Source organism: Paenibacillus bovis, from assembly GCF_001421015.2.
In the GTDB taxonomy this organism is placed as follows: Bacteria; Bacillota; Bacilli; order Paenibacillales; family Paenibacillaceae; genus Saccharibacillus; species Saccharibacillus bovis.
In genome coordinates this window covers 4,876,133-4,894,418 of the sequence record NZ_CP013023.1, presented here as the reverse complement: position 1 = coordinate 4,894,418, position 18,286 = coordinate 4,876,133, and the positions used below count along the sequence as shown (strand labels likewise).

Here is an 18,286-nt window from a genome sequence, read left to right as displayed (position 1 = left end):
TAGTTTGTACACTATTAGTGAACTTGAATTAAGGATGAATGACCAGGGAGGCATCATATTGGAACGCAGAATCGCTCTAATAACAGGAAGCGCCAAGGGACTTGGCAAAATGACGGCGCTTACGCTGGCCGGTCAGGGCTATGATATTGCTCTAAATTATGTACGCAGTGAAGCAGAAGCACTGCAGCTGCAGCAGGAGATTCAGCAGCTGGGTGTACGCTGTATTGCTGTGCAGGCAGATGTGTCAGTAGAAAAGGAGATTGACCGGCTGGTGGACGAGGTAGAGCAGCAGCTGGGCAGTGTAGATATATTGGTGAACAATGCAGGTCCTTTTATTCGGGAACGCCGTTTGTTTATGGAATATGAACGTTCAGAGATTATGGACATGCTGCAGGGTAATCTGATCGGCGCCATGCTGCTGGATCATCGGGTACTGCCGCTGATGCGCAAGCGCAAATGGGGAAGAATTATCCATTTTGGATTTGGTCATGCCGCCGAATCCAGAGCCTGGCCGCACCGCGCCGTCTATGCTGCAGCCAAGGTAGGTCTGGTTTCTTTTACCAAGACACTGGCTGTAGAAGAAGCCGCTAACGGGATTACCGTTAATATGATTTGTCCCGGTGATATTCGCGGCGACAATAAAGAGAAGCGAATCGATGAAGTGCTGGGCATGAGTGACGGCGAGACCCCGCGCGGTCGGCCAGGCAGCGGCGAGGATATTGCCCGCGTGATCGCTTATCTGTGCGAGACGAATTCAGACTTTATTACCGGCAATATTATGGAGATTACCGGAGGACTCGACCCAATCCGGCCGTATATCAAGTAAGAACATGAACATCGAGAGACTGTAAATCAAACAGACATAAGGAAGTACCTTTATGTCTGTTTGATTTTTCGATTAGATATTATAACAAAAGTATGGATCAAGACGATTTAGGTAGCTATGAAAGTCAAAGTATATCCGTACCTATTCATTGATCTTAAAAAATTAGGAGGTAGAAGCACGTACCGAGACATCCATCGATCCAGAAGAACCATCTGAAGTAACAGCATACATATACCAGAATGGGCCAACAGCTGTTGTTTTATCAGTTTTATTCAAGCTTAGAGTATATTCCTTGGTCTGACCCGGAGACAAGTGAGCTTTTTGATAACTTGTTACACTATCCGGATAGATGATATTGATATCGATCCGCTTTTTGGATGTATTATGGACAGACATAATGACTACCTCATGCTGATGATGAGCAAAGGTAATATTGGTTTCTCCGTTCGCCAGCTTGAAATGCTGCAAAGCCAAGATCGACAGCTTATGTTCTGGACGAATCAGAGACATGTCCGTGAATTGTCCCTTTTTTTGAATATTATCAGAAGTACTTATAAGAATATTAGGATGGGAGAATAAGGCGGATAAAGGCTCTTTGCCAGCTATACTACCAGCTCCCAGAGCGACAGCTAGCAGAAAAGCAGCAGATACAGTCATTTTGATCATCGAATATGGTCTCCTTATGTATATCAATAAAAATAATAAAACATGGTATAAATCTTATAGAACCTGATAGATATAATTTATTAGAGTAGGCTACTATTAGGCAAGAGCCATAACATCTAACCATGTTAATAAAACTGATTTTTTCTATTTTACAAATACAATCTATCTATTTACAAAAAATATAAAATCATATGAAAAAGATTATACCGTATATCAAAGAGACCCTCCATCAGGAAGGTCTCTTTAAGTGGCAATTGCCTATAGATCAATGCATGAAAAGGAATGACTTAGAATACTTGCACTACCTCTTCCACACCTTCAACTTCTTCGAAAAGGGCGCGCTCAATACCGGCTTTCAGTGTGATTGTAGAACTTGGGCAGCTACCGCATGCACCCATCAGTTTCAGTTTGACGATACCGTCTTCAACATCAACCAGTTCCACGTCACCGCCATCGCGCTGCAGGAATGGACGCAATTTGTCCAGTACTTCCATTACTTCATCATACATTTCAGCTTGTACGCTTTCACTCATATTGTTCAACTCCTTTCGTAAGTATATTATAATATAAAAGTAAACCAATTTCAGCATTTGCGCCATTGATTTTTATACTCATTTCAAATTTATTTTGAAAATGAGACATGATCCCGTCACAATCTGCATTAAACATGATAAAATAGATCAGATCGGCAGGAGAAAAAACAGCTTTCATCGCTATACTGAAAGGACACAGATTGGAGCGTATCACATGAGACCGATTATTGAATTTTGCCAGAGTAATATGCATAATGGCACAGATCGCATTATGAAGGAGCTCGACAGCCATCCCGATTACGATGTAATTGAATACGGTTGTCTGGGGAACTGCGGTCAATGTTATGCCATGCCATATGCACTCGTTAACGGAGAAATTGTCGCATCGGAAGATGTAGATTCCTTATATACATTAATTATGGATAAAATTAATGAGGCGGATGCCTGGGCTGATCTCGATCTTGATTGAGATCAGCTTTTTTGTATTTACAGACATGCCGGTTACCAACAATTATTCAATATATCACCAGTCAAAGGCACGACAGTACCTGGCCTATTAACCGAAATGATGTCTGGACATCCAGAGCACGCCACTTTTCAGCAGACGTGGTACACGGCCGGTAACAGAGCTTTTGCCACCGAATCCAAATCCTGAACCAAAGCCGGCATGTTTACCGAGTGCACCAAGTGTACCTTTGAGCTTGAGTGGTTGTACTTTGGGTTGTTCACCCTTCCAGCCGGCGACGATAACATTGGCGATTTGTTCTGCCTGTGCTTCAGCAGCCTGTGCGCTGGCAGCGAATGGCAGAGATGCGCAGTCACCACATACGAAAATTTCCGGACGGCCCGGAATGCGATACAGATCATCCAAAATGACGCGGCCGGAGTTGTCCTGATTCACGTTCAGCTCATCGACCAGCGGTACTGGACGAATACCTGCTGTCCATACTGTAATATCTGCCGGGATGCGCTCATCCGGTCCATTGTAGACACAATCTTCCTCAACGCGGCTGATATTGATTTTGTTACGAATTTCTACGTTATGCTCTTTGAACCAATCCTGTACATACTTGGATAGACGTGGAGGAGAAGCCGACAGCAATCTTTCTCCGCGATCCAGAATACGAACATGCAGATCTTCGCGGCTCTCGCGAATCTCGGCAGCAATCTCGATACCACTCAGTCCGCCACCTACAATATTTACAGTTGCCTGAGGCGGCAGATTGTTCACACGGCGATAGGTCTCGCGTGTAGCTTCAAATGTCTGGATTGTAGACGTAAATGTATCTGCTCCCGGTACGCCATGGAAATTATCAACACAGCCCAGTGCAATGACCAGTTGATCATATTCCAGCGGTTCTCCTTCGGCAAAGGAAATACTTTTATCGTCCATGTTGATGCCGGTTACTTCGCCATAACGCATGGACAGTTTGGGATGAACAGGGAATTTGACGCGCAGCTCCATATCGGAGGAAGTTCCTGCCGCCAGCGCGTAATATTCGGTTTTGAGTCCCTGGAATGGCATGCGATCCACCAGGATTAATTGAGTGTCTGCCGGGATTTTGTGATCCAGCAGCTCATGCAGCAGGGTGGTTCCACCGTACCCTCCGCCGAGAATGACTAAGTTTTTCATGATATCTTCTCCCTTTATGCAGTGTGATTAATTGAGAATGTAATAGATTCCCGGATAGAATTACATAGCTTGGAAACGATAATGTATACTGACATCATCCGGCGCAGGGAAGCCAATAACGAGACCGGGTAATGCCAATCGCCTGACCGTATAAACCGTATAATAGGTTTATCGGCAGGCGGATAAACGGGCTTTACTTCAATGAGAAAGCATGTGGTTAACATGCCTGTTCAATTAAGTAAAGCCCGGTGTATAGTGAAATGCAAAGCGCGGATAAAGGTATTCCCTGCAAAAGTATTTATGCTCCTGCAGCTGGACGGTTATTCGTACACTTGAATTTCGTTATAGAAGGTATCCCGCTCAACCGGAATGCGACCTGCGCCTTTGACAAGCCAGACCAGTTCCTTGCGAGTCAGACCTTCCGGTGTCAGGGCTCCTGCAGCGTGACTGATACGTTCCTTGAGGATTGTACCGTGTACGTCGGAAGCGCCAAACGCCAGAGCCATCTGGGTCAGCTGGGTACCGATATTAATGAAATAAGCTTTGATATGATCGATATTGTCAAGCATCAGACGGCTGATCGCGATCGTTTTGAGATCTTCATAAGCCGAGTTACGACGCATAATGCTTGCGTTTTTGCTTTTTGGCTGCATGGACAGTGGAATAAATACCTGGAATCCATGAGTTTCATCCTGCAGTTCACGAATCTGGATCATATGATTCACGCGATCCTCATAGGTCTCGATCGAACCGTACAGCATGGTAGTATGCGTACGCATGCCCAGCTCGTGAGCCGTGCGGTGTACTTCCAGATAGCGGTCTACATTGGCTTTGTTGACACGCATTTTTTTACGATATTCGTCTGACAGAATCTCGGCACCGCCGCCAGTCAGTGATTCCAGCCCAGCTGCTTGCAGCTCAACCAGTACTTCTTTGACGCCAAGTCCGCTGATGCGGGTAAAGAAATCAATCTCGGCTGCTGTGTAAGCTTTCAGTGTAACATCAGGGAAAGCTTCATTCAGTGCTTTGAGTGAATCCACATAATATTGGAAAGGCACGTTGTTGTTGTGACCACCGACAATATGGAATTCGCGAATACCCGGGTGGATATGCTGATTCACATAATCAACCATTTCCTGACCGCTGAGGGTATAAGAACCTTCTTCGCCTTCATCTTTACGGAAATTGCAAAAAGCACAATGGGCTTCACATACATTGGTGAAGTAAAGGCTCATATTTTCGATGAAATATACCTTTTTGCCATTTTTGCGCAAGTTAGCTTCGTTAGCGAGCTGCCCAATTGTCAAAATATCATCGCTCTCGTATAAATATACCCCATCTTCCAGGGATAAACGCTCACCTGCGCGTACTTTATTAATAATCTCTGCCATCCGTGTATCGGTATGTGGTGTAATAAGGGTGGACATGCTATATTCCTCCTGTTCTCCTGTGACGCTTCTGTCTATGGTGTCTAATCCCGTAAGACGCTCTTGTCCTGTCTTACACCAATTTGGCACTATTGAATAATAGAAGCCTATATTTATAGTTCGGTTATCTTTGATTTGTCACAACATTCGACACAACTATATCATTTTTGAAATAACGCCTAATATCCAATATACAACAATGTACATAAGAAGTCATCCATATTAACAATAATTGTGAAAAAAGTTACAACGAAAAATAAGGCTAAAAACGTAATTGTTTTTGACAGAAATTCGACATTTCACGTCATCGTTCACTATTCATTATAAACCTCTCATCAGGGACGGGCAATACAATTACTTAAAAAATGAAGGTTTTAACAAGGTATTCATCCTTGAGAGGACCGAAGCAGAAGAGTATAATGAAAGAGGAAAAGGAGGGAATACGAATGATTACAATTAGTGATACAGCGGCTTCGCGTATGAAGGAAATTATGGAGGCACAGGATATTCCGGGGCTGTTTGTACGTGTAGGTGTTAGTGCCGGCGGCTGCAGCGGATTCTCTTATGCCATGGGCTTTGACAGTGAAGAGACAGAGCAGGATATATATATGGATGTTCAGGATATGAAGGTCGTTGTTAACAAAGAAGACCTTGGACTGCTGAATGGTCTGGAAATAGATTACGAAGAATCGGGTCTTGCCGGAGGATTCACGATCAACAACCCCAATGCAATTGCTACCTGCGGCTGCGGCGCTTCGTTCCGTACCCGCAAAGAAGACGAAGTACTCGCCCAGCCTTGTGAAGACTAACAGACCGAAATAGCCAATAAGTCATGTGTATGCATGCGATGGTAAACAGTATACATTTCGGAATTGTTCATGGAACAGCATTTGGATCTGAAAGGATCAGAATGCTGTTTTTTTATATTATAGGAAAAGCCACGTAATACTTATCAATAAAAAGGAGAACAGTAAAATGAAATCACGCATAACAGCGTTACTGGCTATACTGCTGTTTATTTCCATAGTAATAAACCTGCAGCAGTATCACACACGAATCATGAATACACCGAAACAAGCAGATACCAAAAATCATTATGATCAGTTCACGAATCGGCTGTATCATACCGATCAATCCATGAAAGATTATCAACATTCCTAATCGGCAGCTGCCCGGAATACATCTCTCATACAGGCAGCAGGATATGCAGGCGAAGCAGCAAACGAGCTGAATATAATCAATGCCAGTACGTTCGACCCGCGCGAACAGCCTTTGGATTTGCTTGCACGTGATATGACCGATATACATAACAAGCTTCAACTTTACGCTATCGCCGCAGCTGGAGGTCACGATCCTGCTAACACGGATATACAGCGTACAAGCACACAGATCAATAAACTTATAGCAGCACTTCAGCACATATCATTGCAGGATGAACACTCATTTGCAGAGATTCGAGCCGCGGCAGAAGCAGTCAACAGTCTGTACAGGGAGTAACCACTCTCCCGTACTTTATTGCTTATGCACAGCATAGGAGATTCCGCTGGTCGTATCAAGTGCATTTAGCTGTCCGCCATAGGCTGCTCCTCCATCAATACCGATAATCCGGTTTACACCGTAAAAAATATCAAAATTGGCAGCGTTCTGATGCAGATAAAAAGTAGGGGTATGACCAAATACAACCAATTGCTCTCCGTCATATCCGGTATGAAAAGGTTCACGTATCCAGAACAGCTGACGTGCTGTTGTCTCGGCTGCTGTTTTGCCTGGTTCTACACCGGCATGCACATACAGGTAATCCGGTGTCTCGTAATACAGTGGCAGCTCGCGAATAAACTCCAGATGCTGCTGCAATTCTTCATTGTGCAGATCAGGCAAATGAAAGTCTTCACCCGACAATGTAATCAATTCCTCACGAGTAAATCCGTAACTGAGCAGTGTAGCGAGACCTCCATTGACCTTGAGCCAGCGGTTCCAGTCGGCTTCCCTGCTGCTGGTCAATGCGTTGAACATCAGGTCTTCGTGATTACCTTTTAGTGCAATAGCGCCTGCGCGGGTCAACTGTATGACACGCTCCAATGTGCCACGCGAATTACTGCCACGATCTACATAGTCACCAAGCAGAATCAACTGATCCTGCTCCGGTCGATAATCGATTTTGTCGAGCAGACGGTCGAGGAGGTCAAGTTCACCATGAATATCACTTATTGCGAGAGTACGTCCGGACATGAGAAGCCCTCCTTTATTCATGAATAAAATACAATCACAACAGGAATCAGCTGCAAGCCATATATGCTAGTAACAGCTCTAAGCTATACATACAGCCTTAACAAATGCTATTAACAAACGCATCCCAACTCCTGTCTATACTGCGGCTATCTATTTGATTATTACCCGTGATTGGCCAACTTGAGCGGGCAAGCAGGGGGCAGCCTGTGTGACAAGGCTGATATTGCCAGTTCAGGATTAGGTTAGATCCTGTTCAGAATTGTTTATAGTGGAAGTGCATAAGTCTTTGCTGCATTATGTATATCGCTGGATAAAGCCCGGGTTTATTTCGCGGGATTTTATAAAGAATGAGTATAGAAGAACTTTGGATATAGAAATACACGGATCGGATTTATCATTGATCGATCCAGTAACAGTAACAATGAGAGAGGACACTGTAATTTCTGCGCTGCCGATAAATAGCCTTAATATCCACAAAAAAGTGTAAATGTAAAGAGCAAAAAGACTGTACCGAGGCGCTACCCCGGTACAGTCTTTTGCTGCATCATCGGCTGTTTGGTCATTGCTAGTTATTGTTTTTGTCTATCTACATCACGAGCATTCCCTGTTTAATGATAATGATTTAGACAGAGGTTGTGGAAGTTTTTGGCTCGGGCAATGCTGGTTGAGCAGCTGGATCTTTCGGTTCAGCAGCAGGTGCCGGTTGCTTGTGTTCGATAGGCGGTTTGACAGCATGTTTAGCTTTTTTGGCTGGATCGGTCGTTTCTTTGGCATGAGGTTTGACTGCTGCCGGTGGAGCCAGATGGCGTTCGATTTTGGCAGCTACTTTGCTGTTTCCTTTGAGCAGCACTGCAATACGCTCTCCCGGTTTGAGATCGGACAGGGCGATTTTTTGCTTGGTTTTGCCTACTGCCGGATCATGAGTAATGCTTACAATTCGGGTAGAGTCAGTTACTTTAAATGTAAAAGTGGCGCCGCTGTAACGAGGACCCATACTGTACGTATCCTGCCCTACAGTATGCTTGTCCGGTTTGGTTGTCGAATAGGTGTCTGCAGAAGCAGTTGGTGCCGGCATTCCGTCATCCGGTTTTACAGGTGGTTGAGGCTTGGATGTATGTGAATGGGCTTTGGGATGCGGTGGAGCCGGTTCATAGAGGGTAATCTGGTTGCCATCTATGGATTGGATCATACCGGCTTTGCGCAGCAATGTCTCGGAATCGGATGGTGTTGTCGGAGCTGGCGGATTCTCCGGTGCAGTAACAGACGGAGCTGCTGCTGTGTGACGAGGAGCATCTACCGGATGTTTCTCGCCGCCGGGAGCAGATAATGGAGCTGCAGATACAGAGGCTGCCGAAATGGTGCCTGCCAGTAATACCGCCGAAAAAGCAGATCCGGAAAGTACTTTCCATGTGTTGTTCATCATAATTCCTCCTTACTGGTAATAACAGGATAAAATAAACACGGACAGAGCCGATACGTCAATATCCAGGTTAAAGTCAGTAACTAGATCAGTAACGTATCCATTATGCAATAAAGTGAGCCAATCAGACTTGTCCAGCATAGGACAGGTCTGCATAGCCTTCTGACCGGTGCTAGTAGTGAAGTCTAACGATCCAACATGAATAGAATATGAGTATAAGTTTAAAATAAAATGAAAATTGATTAGGCATCTGGCTATGTAAATAGTACGGATCATCGTTATTACAAGAAGAAAAGGATGAATTTCACCGATTGGTGATAGATATAAAATGTGTTTTGGATACACTTGTTCAGGATGAGGATGAGGATGAGGATGAGGATGAGGATGAGGATGAGGATGAGGATGAGGATGAGGATGAGGATGAGGATGAGGATGAGGATGAGGATGAGGATGAGGATGAGCGGAATTAAAACCAGCCATCTCCGTTATAGATGGCTGGTTTGTAATACTAATAGATCGGCATATTCTGTACAGTCACTGGCTGGCTACTTATTTAGTGGCAGTGGCTTTGGCAGCTGCCTGCGCAGGCATTAATTCGATTTTGCTTACTTTGGTCGTGCTGCCGGAGGCCAGAGTCATAAATACAATATCGCCGGCTTTGAGAGAGGAAAGGGATTTTTTGGTCTCGGTCGCTTTGGTGCTGCCCGCTGCATGAGTCACGCTCACCACGCTGGTTGCACTGGTGACTGTAAGAGTAGTGGTTGCTGTACTGAAGGTCTGGGCAGGAGGCTGACCGCCAGCGTTTGCTTTGGCTTCGCCTGCTGCCGGAGGCGTTGGAGCCTCGCCGCTTGGAGGTGCTTCACCTGCTTTGGGGGCGGTAGCACCTTCTGTACCAGCAGGAATAGCCGGTTGGGTAGAAGATTTGTAGATCACAATCTTGCCACTGCTAATCGATTTAATTTTGCCAATAACGATATTCTTGTTGTTAGCAGCAGTTTTCGCTGCGGTAGAAGTGGCTGTTTTGGTCGTAGTAGCTGCATCGGCTGTAGAAAATGCTGTAAATGAGCCTGCCAGCAGAGCAGCGGACAGAGCAAGACTGGATAGTACTTTTATCGTTTTCATGAATAGTATTCCTCCTGAATGGTAGATGGTGGGTCAAGCTGTATGACTGGCTTACAGTTCACAGTATAGATCCATAATATGAACTCCCTGTGAATAGAATATGTATTTTCGAACTATGGGATAAAGATCGGTTGGAGATGCTGAATAAGACATAATCGCGCGGATGTCGAACAATAATCCAAAACGTTCAGTTGTTGTTCATTTTGTGGTACCCGTCCATACACGATCAGCCAGCTGTTGCAGCAAAATCAAGAATACGCATAACCAAAAAGTGCATGATCAAAAAGCGCATAACCAAAAAGCCATCCTCGGCTCCGCTACAAATCAACGGAAAAGAAGATGGCTAAACGGCCAGCAGATTATTCTGCTGCCGGTAAGAGATCAGGTATATAACGTTCAGGAATCAATCTGTTTGAAACATGGTCATATCGCGACTGTACAGACTTTTGGTACCGGATTGCAGATTGCGTACACGTACATATTTATTCGTATAGGCTTCTACATACCCTCGGCCGACTTCACAATACACGCCAGCAGGATCTTCCTGCCATACGATAATCAGGCTGCCGGACAGGCCAGCAGTAAAAAAGTGAATGTCTTCGGTCAACGTATGTTTTTTATTGGATTTCATGGAGGAGCCCCTTCCTATATTTAAAACCGCCTCATCCGGCGGAATTGTTCCGGTAAAGATTATACTCCATGACTGTACATATGGCGATAGCTTTTTTATATAAAATTAGAAAAAACCGGGAACCATACCAATCCCGGTTAATGGGTACAAAAAAGAAGCACAGTATAGAGCCAATTGAATCGTTGGCAGGATCAAAATCTCTGCTCATTTCAACACTATTTATTAAAAGTATCCATGTATACTGCCCTGAACGATAATGGCAATGACTGCCAGATGTGCAGGGTAAAAAGCGCGCCATAACCAGCGCGGAGGAGCAGCAAACCGTACATCCGGACGCAGCTCTGTGCTGGCTGTAATCAAAAGGGTAGAGAATATACTGTACACCTGAATCAGACTCATATGTCCAGTCAGTATGAAGATAAGGGTCAGCGCAAAATGGGCAAGTACCATCATATAACCCGGCATATATCGATAAATCAAAATAAGCAGAATCCCATAAGCCCCATAATCGGTATGCAATACTTCTGCGAGCAAGCTGAAAGCAGCGGCCAGCAGAATCGATATCGGAAATAGCCGTGAAGGTATACGATCCAGCAGAATCATTAATAGCAATCCGATCAGCAGGGTAAAGACCACATTCAGATTCGTAATATTAAAAGCGAACATAAACGGAAACTGGGAAAGCAGTGCAATCACCATCAGCCGAATCAGATATTTATTCACATTTCGGGTATGCCGGTAGCCGACAACCAGCAGATAGCAATAGATCGGAAATGCGATTCGTCCGATAATCCGCATATACCGCTCATCAGAAAAAAAGGCATAGCCCAGATGATCAATCAGCATTGTAATCATTGCCAACCATTGCACAAGGCCACACCTCCCTATTCATAACTATACGTTGTAAACCGGCAGATCCATTTATCAAAAACTTAGCATGACTCCGCGGACAGCGAGTGAAATGACCAGTGCTCCGAAAATAATAAAGCCTGTACCTGCCGCTTTGCTGTTTTGTTTGAAAAACTTGCTGCCCAGCGCTACCATCATGCCACCGATAATAAGCAGCATGAGTGAAATAATAAGTCGAAGGGTGAAGTATACACCAACACTCAAGCCGATAGACCTCCTTTATTTGAACAATCTTCAATTCAAATCAATTGCAATAATCTAATTTTAAACTTCTCTATACTATACGATAAAAATCAGCCGCGAATCCAAGGAAAAGGTGAACAATTTGGCAACATCGGAAGCGCTGACAGCAGAGAATAGACACAGACCCCAGACCAAAGCCGAATCGTTAGGATTCCATATTTCAAAATAGACATAATGATCTGCGATAGATCTTCACATTTTGTCCAGAAGAAAAGCGCTTCTCCTGTCCGTTCATCATCATGGAAAGGGAGAAGCGCTTGTATCCGGTTCGAGCTGCGTAACAGGGCAATCCCTGATAGGAGAATATCCCGGTCAAAATTGGTACAGGCTTAGAGCTTCATGTTACTGCTGTGTCCCGGAGACAGTTTGGCATCCGGATCGACGTATACTTTGGCATTATTGATAGCGGTAGGCGCTTCACCAAAACCGACTGCAATCAGTTTCAGTTTACCTGGATAAGTCGTAATATCCCCGGCAGCAAAAATACCTTCGACATTTGTCTCCATACGGGAATCAACGATAATAGAGTTCTTCTCAATCTCGATTCCCCATTCAGCGATCGGACCGAGCGAGGAGAGGAAGCCAAAGTTGATAATCACATCATCCACTTCGATCTCCTGGGTCTCGCCGCTTTTCACATGAGCCAGGGTAACACGCTCGATACGATCTTCACCATGCAGTTCGGTGATTTCGGTAGGCGTTACCACTTTGACATTGGATGCCATCAGGTTTTCTACACTATGCTCATGGGCACGGAATTTGTCCCGGCGGTGGATCAGTGTCACTTCAGCAGCTACAGGCTCCAGCATCAACGCCCAGTCTACCGCCGAGTCGCCACCACCGCTGATCAGTACCTTTTTACCGGCAAACCGGCTCAGGTCGCTGACAAAGTAGTGCAGGTTGGCTTTTTCGAACTGCTCGGCATTCGGCAGCTCCAGACGACGCGGTTCAAATGCGCCGACACCGGCAGTAATAATAACTGCTTTGCTTTCATGGGTGCCTTTATCAGTAGTGACGACAAAATGACGGTCGCCTTTTTTCTCTACATTCAGTACTTTTTCTTCCAGACGAATATCTGTATCAAACAGATTCATCTGCTGCTGCAGGTTGTTCACGAGCTCCTGGGCAGTGATTTTCGGGAAGCCGGCTACATCATAAATATATTTCTCAGGGTAAAGGGCAGCAAGCTGTCCACCCAACTGAGGCATACTTTCGATCAGTTTGACAGATGCCTGACGCATACCGCCGTAAAAAGCGGCAAACATGCCTGCAGGACCTCCACCAATAATAAGGATATCGCTCATTGCTCCGGTGGTTGTAGATGTCACCGTACCACACCTCCATAAGTAATCAAATCTTTACTCATTATAATCGGTTGAGAACGATTTTCAAAGGAAGGAAATGATCAATATTGTGAAGCCATTAATAACCATCCTGCAATTTCTGAAAAATTAAGATTAAATTTTACATGAAATATACTGAAAATTAAATTTTCTCTTGATCTTTTCAGCGAAAATAGCTATCATTTCAGTTGTGTCGATAATGGTTTGTGACAGAAAACGGACAGTTTTTTGAAAAAAAAGCAAATTTTTTTTGAAAAAATGGTGCATAAGCGTTACAATATAATGTGACATATCGTATAGCAATATTTAGACAACATCTCTATTTCTGCCACCCGTTGTGTATATTTTCACAATTGCGCTATAGAGCTTCCGTGAAATGTATATACAGGTTTCTGCCAGAATGAAGAACCATTATCCAAGGTTTAGTTAACAAGGTTTGGTTAAATAATTTATATCGTTTCAGTGCAGTGTCTGACTGTCTGTCATCAACATAAGTGGGCAGCTAGATAATGCACGTAATGAATATCATTATGATTCAGCATTTTCTAATGCTCAATTGAACAAATTGGAAGGGGAAAACAGACATGAGTAGCATTCCAAAAATCGTCATTCTTGGCGCCGGTTATGGCGGCATCATGACAGCGCAACGTCTTCAAAAAGAACTGAACTATAATGAGGCAGATGTGACTCTGGTCAACCGTCACGAGTATCATTATTTCACAACCCACCTGCATATGCCTGCAGCAGGTACAGACGCTGAAGAAAATGCGTATGTGCCAATCTCCAAACTGGTCGACGAATTCAAAATCGATCTGGTAAAATCCAACGTAAAACAAATCCTCCCACAGGAGAAAAAAGTAATTCTGGAAGACGGTACACTGTCTTACGATTACCTGGTTATCTCCCTGGGCGGCGAGCCGGAAACATTCGGTATCCCGGGTATGATGGAAAATGCAATGATGATCCGCAGCATTAACTCCGTTCGCAAAATCCGTGAGCATATCGAAAGCCAGTTCGTAGCTTACAAAACAGACAAAAAACCGGAGCGTCTGAGCTTTGTTGTCGGCGGTGCCGGCTTCACAGGTATCGAGTTCGTAGCCGAGCTGGCTGATCGTGTAGCCGAGCTGTGCAGAAAACACGGTATCGATCGTTCCGCAGTTAAAATCTACAACGTGGAAGCAGCTCCAACTGCACTGCCAGGCTTCGATCCTGAACTGGTAGAGTACGCGATGAAAGTGCTGCAAAACAAAGGCGTTACGTTCAAAATCGGCGTAGCGATCAAAGAATGTCAGCCTGACGGCGTTGTCGTTGGCGACGATCTGGAGAAAATCCCGGCGAACACTGTCGTATGGACAGGTGGTATCCGTGGTAACCGTGTCGTGGAAGAAGCTGGATTCGAAACGATGCGCGGCCGCGTAAAAATCGATGAATATCTGCATGTACCAGGTTATGAAGATATCTTCATGATCGGTGACAGCGCCCTGATGTTCAATCCGGAAGGACGTCCATACCCTCCAACTGCACAGATCTCCATGCAGCAGGGACCGGTAGTAGCACAGAACATTCTGGCAGCTATCCGTGGACAACAACCGAAGAAATTCACATTCAGCAACAAAGGTACAGTTGCTTCCCTGGGTAAAGGCGAAGCAGTTGGTATCGTAGGCGACCGCAAGCTCAAAGGCTGGGTAGCTGCACAGCTGAAAAAAGTCATTGATATCCGCTGGCTGTTCATCATCGGTGGCGTATCCCTGGCACTGAAAAAAGGTAAATTCCTGTAAGATGCGTCATTGCAGCGTTCAGGTGCGTGGATTGTTGACGCGTGACGAGCTGGACCGTTATAACGGCTTGATGGAAGCCGGTTCCTTTCTGGAAGATCAGAGCCGTCATGATCTGGCTTATGTGATCCAGCAGGAAGTGGATCTTCTGATCCAGCCGGCCATCGAGCGGTTAAAAGATAAAAGCCGGACACGTGACCGTGAAGAGCAGGAGTATCTCGCTTCATTGAAAAATGACGGAACTCCGGCTGAATAACCTTACTTTCCGTGAATCATGCAATACGATATACAGGTCAAAATAAAGAGCAGACTCCGATCAGGAGCCTGCTCTTTTTGTATAGTTAACGGTCTATTCAGGAGAGAATAGAGTGGAAAAGATCATATTAACGGGAAGATGTCTCGTTATTGTGTGCATTGACCTGGAATTGACCAATTTCCTGCAGCAGATGGTTGGCGCTTTCGGTCAAATGCTTGGACGATGTGGAGATGCTGGAAATAGACTGGGTCTGCTCGATAGTGGAAGAAGCCGCTTCCTGTGTTGCAGCTGCACTTTCTTCGGCAACAGCGGCAAGCCCTGTAATAACGTCGGATACTTGAAGCGCACCTGTCTGTACTTCATTAACACCCGAGAGTACCTGGGTGATCCGGCCGATAATGCCATCTACCGAACTGCGAATCTGTTCAAAAGATTCCCGTGTCTCATTCATGGATTGCTGCTGTTGTACAGTCGTCTCCCGGAAGGAAGCCAGTACACTGGAACTTTGCTTGCCGGCATCCTGCAGCTCAACCAGCAGTGCGCTGATATCTTCGGCAGAATGAGAAGCTTGCTCTGCCAGCTTTTGGACTTCGCTGGCGACTACTGCAAATCCGCGGCCATGCTCACCGGCACGGGCTGCTTCAATCGAGGCATTCAGTGACAGCAGGTTGGTCTGGCTGCTGATCTCGCGAATCACCTGCGTAATCTTGGCGATTTCTTCGAGTTTGCTGATAAGCAGCGAGTTGGAAGATTCTACGCGCTTGGTGGATTCCTGACCCGCATTGGCGAGTGAGCTTTGCTGGGTGATTGCATCCGTACCACGTGTCATGGCTCCATTAACTTCATTAATCATGCTGGCAGCCTGTCCGGCATGGGCAGATACCTGCTCCAGAGAATGGGTCATACCCATTACCATCTCGGCACCGACCTGGATCGATTCTGCCTGATCGTTGGCGCCGCGCGCGATTTCTTCGATAACCGTAGAGATTTGCTGTGCGATATCGCCGGAGCTGGAGGCGTTGTTATACATTTGCAGGGATGCTTTGTTTACATTTTCGGCAGAGTTGGAGACGGTCTCGATCAGATTGCGCAGAGCGGCAGACATGGTATTAAAGTCTTCACCCAGCTGGGCAATTTCATCTTTGCCTTTGACCGGTACCTGTACAGTCAGGTCGCCCTGTGCCAGGCGCTGTGCATTTTTCTGAAGAGTGTTCAATGGTTTTACAATACGTGTAGCAAAGAAGAATGCCAGTACAACAAGCACAATCGTGATAACAACAAGGAGAAGAATAATTTTATTGCGAAGCTGTACATAATCGGCAAAAGCCAGTTTTTCGGAAATGGAGGTTGCTACGATCCAGCCGGTGCCGGGAAGTTTTTGATAATATACGAGCTGCGAATCGCCTTTGTAGCTATATGTCATACTGCCGGAATCGCCGGAAAACATCGATGCAGCGATGCTGCTGTAATCGGCCTGCTCGGCAAGAGGCTTGCTGACGAAGTCTGTATTGGGATGAGCCAGTACAGTTCCTTTTTGATCCAGCAGGAAGGTAAAGCCGCCTGGTGTTTTGATATTGTTAATATAATCAGTAATAGTGGAGAGGTAGATATCTTCTGCCAAAATACCGGCAAACTCGCCATTAGCGTCTTTCATCGGCATTGTGATAGGGACAGAGAATTTTTTGCTGATCAAATCTACATAAGGTTCGTTAACGGCCAGTTTGTTGGCTGCTTTACCGTTGATATACCATGGACGTGTACGCAGATCATAATCTTTATCGGGTACCCAGCCGCTGCCATCGATCATTTTATTGTTTTTCAGACCGAGATAGAGGTCAGAGATATTGCCGTTGTTCAATTCACTTTTGTATACTTCCAGATGCTTGGTAGTCACTTCATCCAGCGGAATATTGTTCTGGATAAAGGTACCCATGGTCTCCAGCACTTTGCTGTTGGTATTGATCCAGCCCTGTGTCTGGCTCACGGCTGTTTCGACCGTACTTTTCAATTCACTGTGTACCGATTGTTCTGCTTCCTGATTAAGCGCATACAGAGCAATCGTGCCTACAGGTACAGCAATCAGAATCACTGCGGAAACGACGAGTAAAATTAACTTGAGTTTCAAAGACATAGGATCTCCCTCTTTCTATTCTCCTGAATAATTAGTGATTGGTAATGTCGGTTAATTCGGATAATTATAAAGTTTAATTCTATATCGTCGGATAGATTGGTAAACATTACATTTTTCGACAATTATTTTTGGATGAAATAGGACTTTTTTACTTATGGAAAAGTAATATACCAAGTATGTATTTTCACAAATGAAAATAAAAAGCCTGCGAATGTTCCGGAGGACCGGATCAATCGCAGGCTGGCTTATATTATTTGCTTGAAAAATATATGGACAATTAGCGTATGCTGTTACAACTTCAGCATTTCTTCGAACTTCTCGCTGTCCAGCAGACTACCTACATAGAAAGCGCCAAATTCGCCAAAGCGTGCGCTGGCTTCGTCAAAGCGCATTTCATAGACAAGTTTTTTGAATTGCAGGGCATCATCGGAGAACAGGGTAACGCCCCATTCCCAATCGTCCAGACCTACCGAACCGGTAATAATCTGTTTAACCTTGCCGGCATAGCTGCGGCCGATCAGACCGTGGCTGCGGATCATCTCGCGGCGCTCCTCCATAGGCAGCATGTACCAGTTGTCGCCCAAATTACGCGTTTTGTTCATCGGATAGAAGCAGATATAACGGGAAGCAGGCAGTGCCGGTTTGAGGCGGGCGACAACCTGTGGATTCAGCATGGGATCTTCATCGCTCTTGCCGGCCATATAGCTGCTCAGCTCCACTACGCTGACATAGGAATAGGCTTTTTCGGTAAAGCGGGCGAATGTCGTTTTGTTAAATTCGGTCTCGATCTTGTTCAGATCTTCGAGCGTCTCGCGCAGATGCATCATCACAAAGTCGGCTTTTTGTCCAACGATGCTGTAGACGGTTGTACTGCCGCTTCTTTCGGCGCTGATTGTATTCCATTCATGGATAAGTGCGTTCAGTTCTTCGAGTGCACCGGCACGTTCCTCATCGTCGGCTGCTTTCCATGCCGTCCAGTTAATCGTGCGGAAATCATGCAGTGCGTACCAGCCTTCGAGTGTAGCTACAGCTTCGTTCATAAAAGAAATCACTCCTGTATGTGTAAGTTGGTCAACCGTGTAGTTCCGGGAATATAATAAGGCGCATGGTTGAAATGGCTGCGCCTGGTCTGCAAAACCTGA

Annotated in this window: 20 protein-coding genes; 7 read left to right on the top strand and 13 right to left on the bottom strand. The window is 45.3% G+C overall.

Translation table 11 applies throughout. From position 1 onward, the window contains the following. Positions 1 to 34: 34 nt before the first annotated feature. Positions 35 to 826, top strand: coding sequence for an SDR family oxidoreductase (locus tag AR543_RS20850; RefSeq protein WP_060536269.1), 792 nt, complete (start codon positions 35 to 37; stop codon positions 824 to 826). A gap of 162 nt (positions 827 to 988) precedes the next feature. On the opposite strand, the gene AR543_RS20845 is transcribed toward AR543_RS20850, so the two are convergent. Continuing rightward, the gene (locus AR543_RS20845) at positions 989 to 1,492 is read right to left on the bottom strand and encodes a hypothetical protein (RefSeq protein WP_060536268.1); all 504 of its coding nucleotides are present in this window, start codon (positions 1,490 to 1,492) and stop codon (positions 989 to 991) included. Between the two features lie 287 nt (positions 1,493 to 1,779). Next, positions 1,780 to 2,025 (bottom strand): NifU family protein, encoded by a 246-nt coding sequence (locus AR543_RS20840; protein WP_017815716.1) that lies wholly within the window; start codon positions 2,023 to 2,025, stop codon positions 1,780 to 1,782. Between the two features lie 214 nt (positions 2,026 to 2,239). Here AR543_RS20840 and AR543_RS20830 point away from each other — a divergent pair, with 214 nt between their 5' ends. Then, positions 2,240 to 2,494, top strand: a complete 255-nt coding sequence (locus tag AR543_RS20830; RefSeq protein WP_060536266.1) for a YuzB family protein — start codon at positions 2,240 to 2,242, stop codon at positions 2,492 to 2,494. A gap of 87 nt (positions 2,495 to 2,581) precedes the next feature. On the opposite strand, the gene AR543_RS20825 is transcribed toward AR543_RS20830, so the two are convergent. Beyond that, entirely contained in the window at positions 2,582 to 3,658 is a 1,077-nt protein-coding gene (locus AR543_RS20825; protein WP_060536265.1) for an NAD(P)/FAD-dependent oxidoreductase, read from the bottom strand. Positions 3,659 to 3,978: 320 nt separating this feature from the next. Beyond that, entirely contained in the window at positions 3,979 to 5,085 is a 1,107-nt protein-coding gene (mqnE, locus tag AR543_RS20820) for an aminofutalosine synthase MqnE (protein ID WP_060536264.1), read from the bottom strand. Positions 5,086 to 5,531: 446 nt separating this feature from the next. Here mqnE and AR543_RS20815 point away from each other — a divergent pair, with 446 nt between their 5' ends. Both AR543_RS20815 and AR543_RS20810 read left to right on the top strand, forming a co-directional pair. Then, complete coding sequence (locus AR543_RS20815) at positions 5,532 to 5,894, top strand: HesB/IscA family protein (protein ID WP_060536263.1); 363 nt, start codon at positions 5,532 to 5,534, stop codon at positions 5,892 to 5,894. 166 nt (positions 5,895 to 6,060) lie between these two features. Next, positions 6,061 to 6,246, top strand: coding sequence for a hypothetical protein (locus tag AR543_RS20810; protein ID WP_060536262.1), 186 nt, complete (start codon positions 6,061 to 6,063; stop codon positions 6,244 to 6,246). A 351-nt stretch (positions 6,247 to 6,597) separates the two neighbouring features. On the opposite strand, the gene AR543_RS20800 is transcribed toward AR543_RS20810, so the two are convergent. Both AR543_RS20800 and AR543_RS20795 read right to left on the bottom strand, forming a co-directional pair. Continuing rightward, a complete protein-coding gene (locus AR543_RS20800; protein WP_060536260.1) occupies positions 6,598 to 7,314 on the bottom strand; it encodes a metallophosphoesterase in 717 nt (238 codons plus the stop codon). A 622-nt stretch (positions 7,315 to 7,936) separates the two neighbouring features. After that, entirely contained in the window at positions 7,937 to 8,737 is an 801-nt protein-coding gene (locus tag AR543_RS20795; protein WP_145953938.1) for a hypothetical protein, read from the bottom strand. Positions 8,738 to 9,069: 332 nt separating this feature from the next. Here AR543_RS20795 and AR543_RS24905 point away from each other — a divergent pair, with 332 nt between their 5' ends. Beyond that, on the top strand, positions 9,070 to 9,204 hold the full coding sequence (locus tag AR543_RS24905) for a hypothetical protein (protein ID WP_257790506.1): 135 nt from the start codon (positions 9,070 to 9,072) through the stop codon (positions 9,202 to 9,204). A 79-nt stretch (positions 9,205 to 9,283) separates the two neighbouring features. Here the strand turns inward: AR543_RS24905 and AR543_RS20785 are convergent, their stop codons facing one another. The 5 genes from AR543_RS20785 to AR543_RS20765 form a co-directional block, all read right to left on the bottom strand. After that, the gene (locus AR543_RS20785) at positions 9,284 to 9,856 is read right to left on the bottom strand and encodes a hypothetical protein (protein WP_060536258.1); all 573 of its coding nucleotides are present in this window, start codon (positions 9,854 to 9,856) and stop codon (positions 9,284 to 9,286) included. Positions 9,857 to 10,259: 403 nt separating this feature from the next. After that, positions 10,260 to 10,487: a hypothetical protein gene (locus AR543_RS20780; RefSeq protein ID WP_017815708.1), complete on the bottom strand. Its 228-nt coding sequence runs from the start codon at positions 10,485 to 10,487 to the stop codon at positions 10,260 to 10,262. 222 nt (positions 10,488 to 10,709) lie between these two features. Continuing rightward, positions 10,710 to 11,357, bottom strand: coding sequence for a TraX family protein (locus AR543_RS20775; protein WP_060536257.1), 648 nt, complete (start codon positions 11,355 to 11,357; stop codon positions 10,710 to 10,712). 54 nt (positions 11,358 to 11,411) lie between these two features. Beyond that, complete coding sequence (locus tag AR543_RS20770; protein WP_060536256.1) at positions 11,412 to 11,600, bottom strand: hypothetical protein; 189 nt, start codon at positions 11,598 to 11,600, stop codon at positions 11,412 to 11,414. A gap of 368 nt (positions 11,601 to 11,968) precedes the next feature. Beyond that, positions 11,969 to 12,967, bottom strand: coding sequence for an NAD(P)/FAD-dependent oxidoreductase (locus AR543_RS20765; RefSeq protein ID WP_060536255.1), 999 nt, complete (start codon positions 12,965 to 12,967; stop codon positions 11,969 to 11,971). Between the two features lie 599 nt (positions 12,968 to 13,566). On the opposite strand from AR543_RS20765, the gene AR543_RS20760 reads away from it, so the two are divergent. Together AR543_RS20760 and AR543_RS20755 are read left to right on the top strand one after the other, a co-directional pair. Continuing rightward, on the top strand, positions 13,567 to 14,760 hold the full coding sequence (locus AR543_RS20760; RefSeq protein WP_060536254.1) for an NAD(P)/FAD-dependent oxidoreductase: 1,194 nt from the start codon (positions 13,567 to 13,569) through the stop codon (positions 14,758 to 14,760). A 1-nt stretch (position 14,761) separates the two neighbouring features. Then, positions 14,762 to 15,013, top strand: coding sequence for a hypothetical protein (locus AR543_RS20755; RefSeq protein ID WP_060536253.1), 252 nt, complete (start codon positions 14,762 to 14,764; stop codon positions 15,011 to 15,013). A gap of 127 nt (positions 15,014 to 15,140) precedes the next feature. On the opposite strand, the gene AR543_RS20750 is transcribed toward AR543_RS20755, so the two are convergent. Further along, a complete protein-coding gene (locus tag AR543_RS20750) occupies positions 15,141 to 17,138 on the bottom strand; it encodes a methyl-accepting chemotaxis protein (protein WP_158523999.1) in 1,998 nt (665 codons plus the stop codon). Positions 17,139 to 17,434: 296 nt separating this feature from the next. After that, a complete protein-coding gene (gene hemQ / locus AR543_RS20745; RefSeq protein WP_060536251.1) occupies positions 17,435 to 18,184 on the bottom strand; it encodes a hydrogen peroxide-dependent heme synthase in 750 nt (249 codons plus the stop codon). Positions 18,185 to 18,286: the final 102 nt, after the last annotated feature.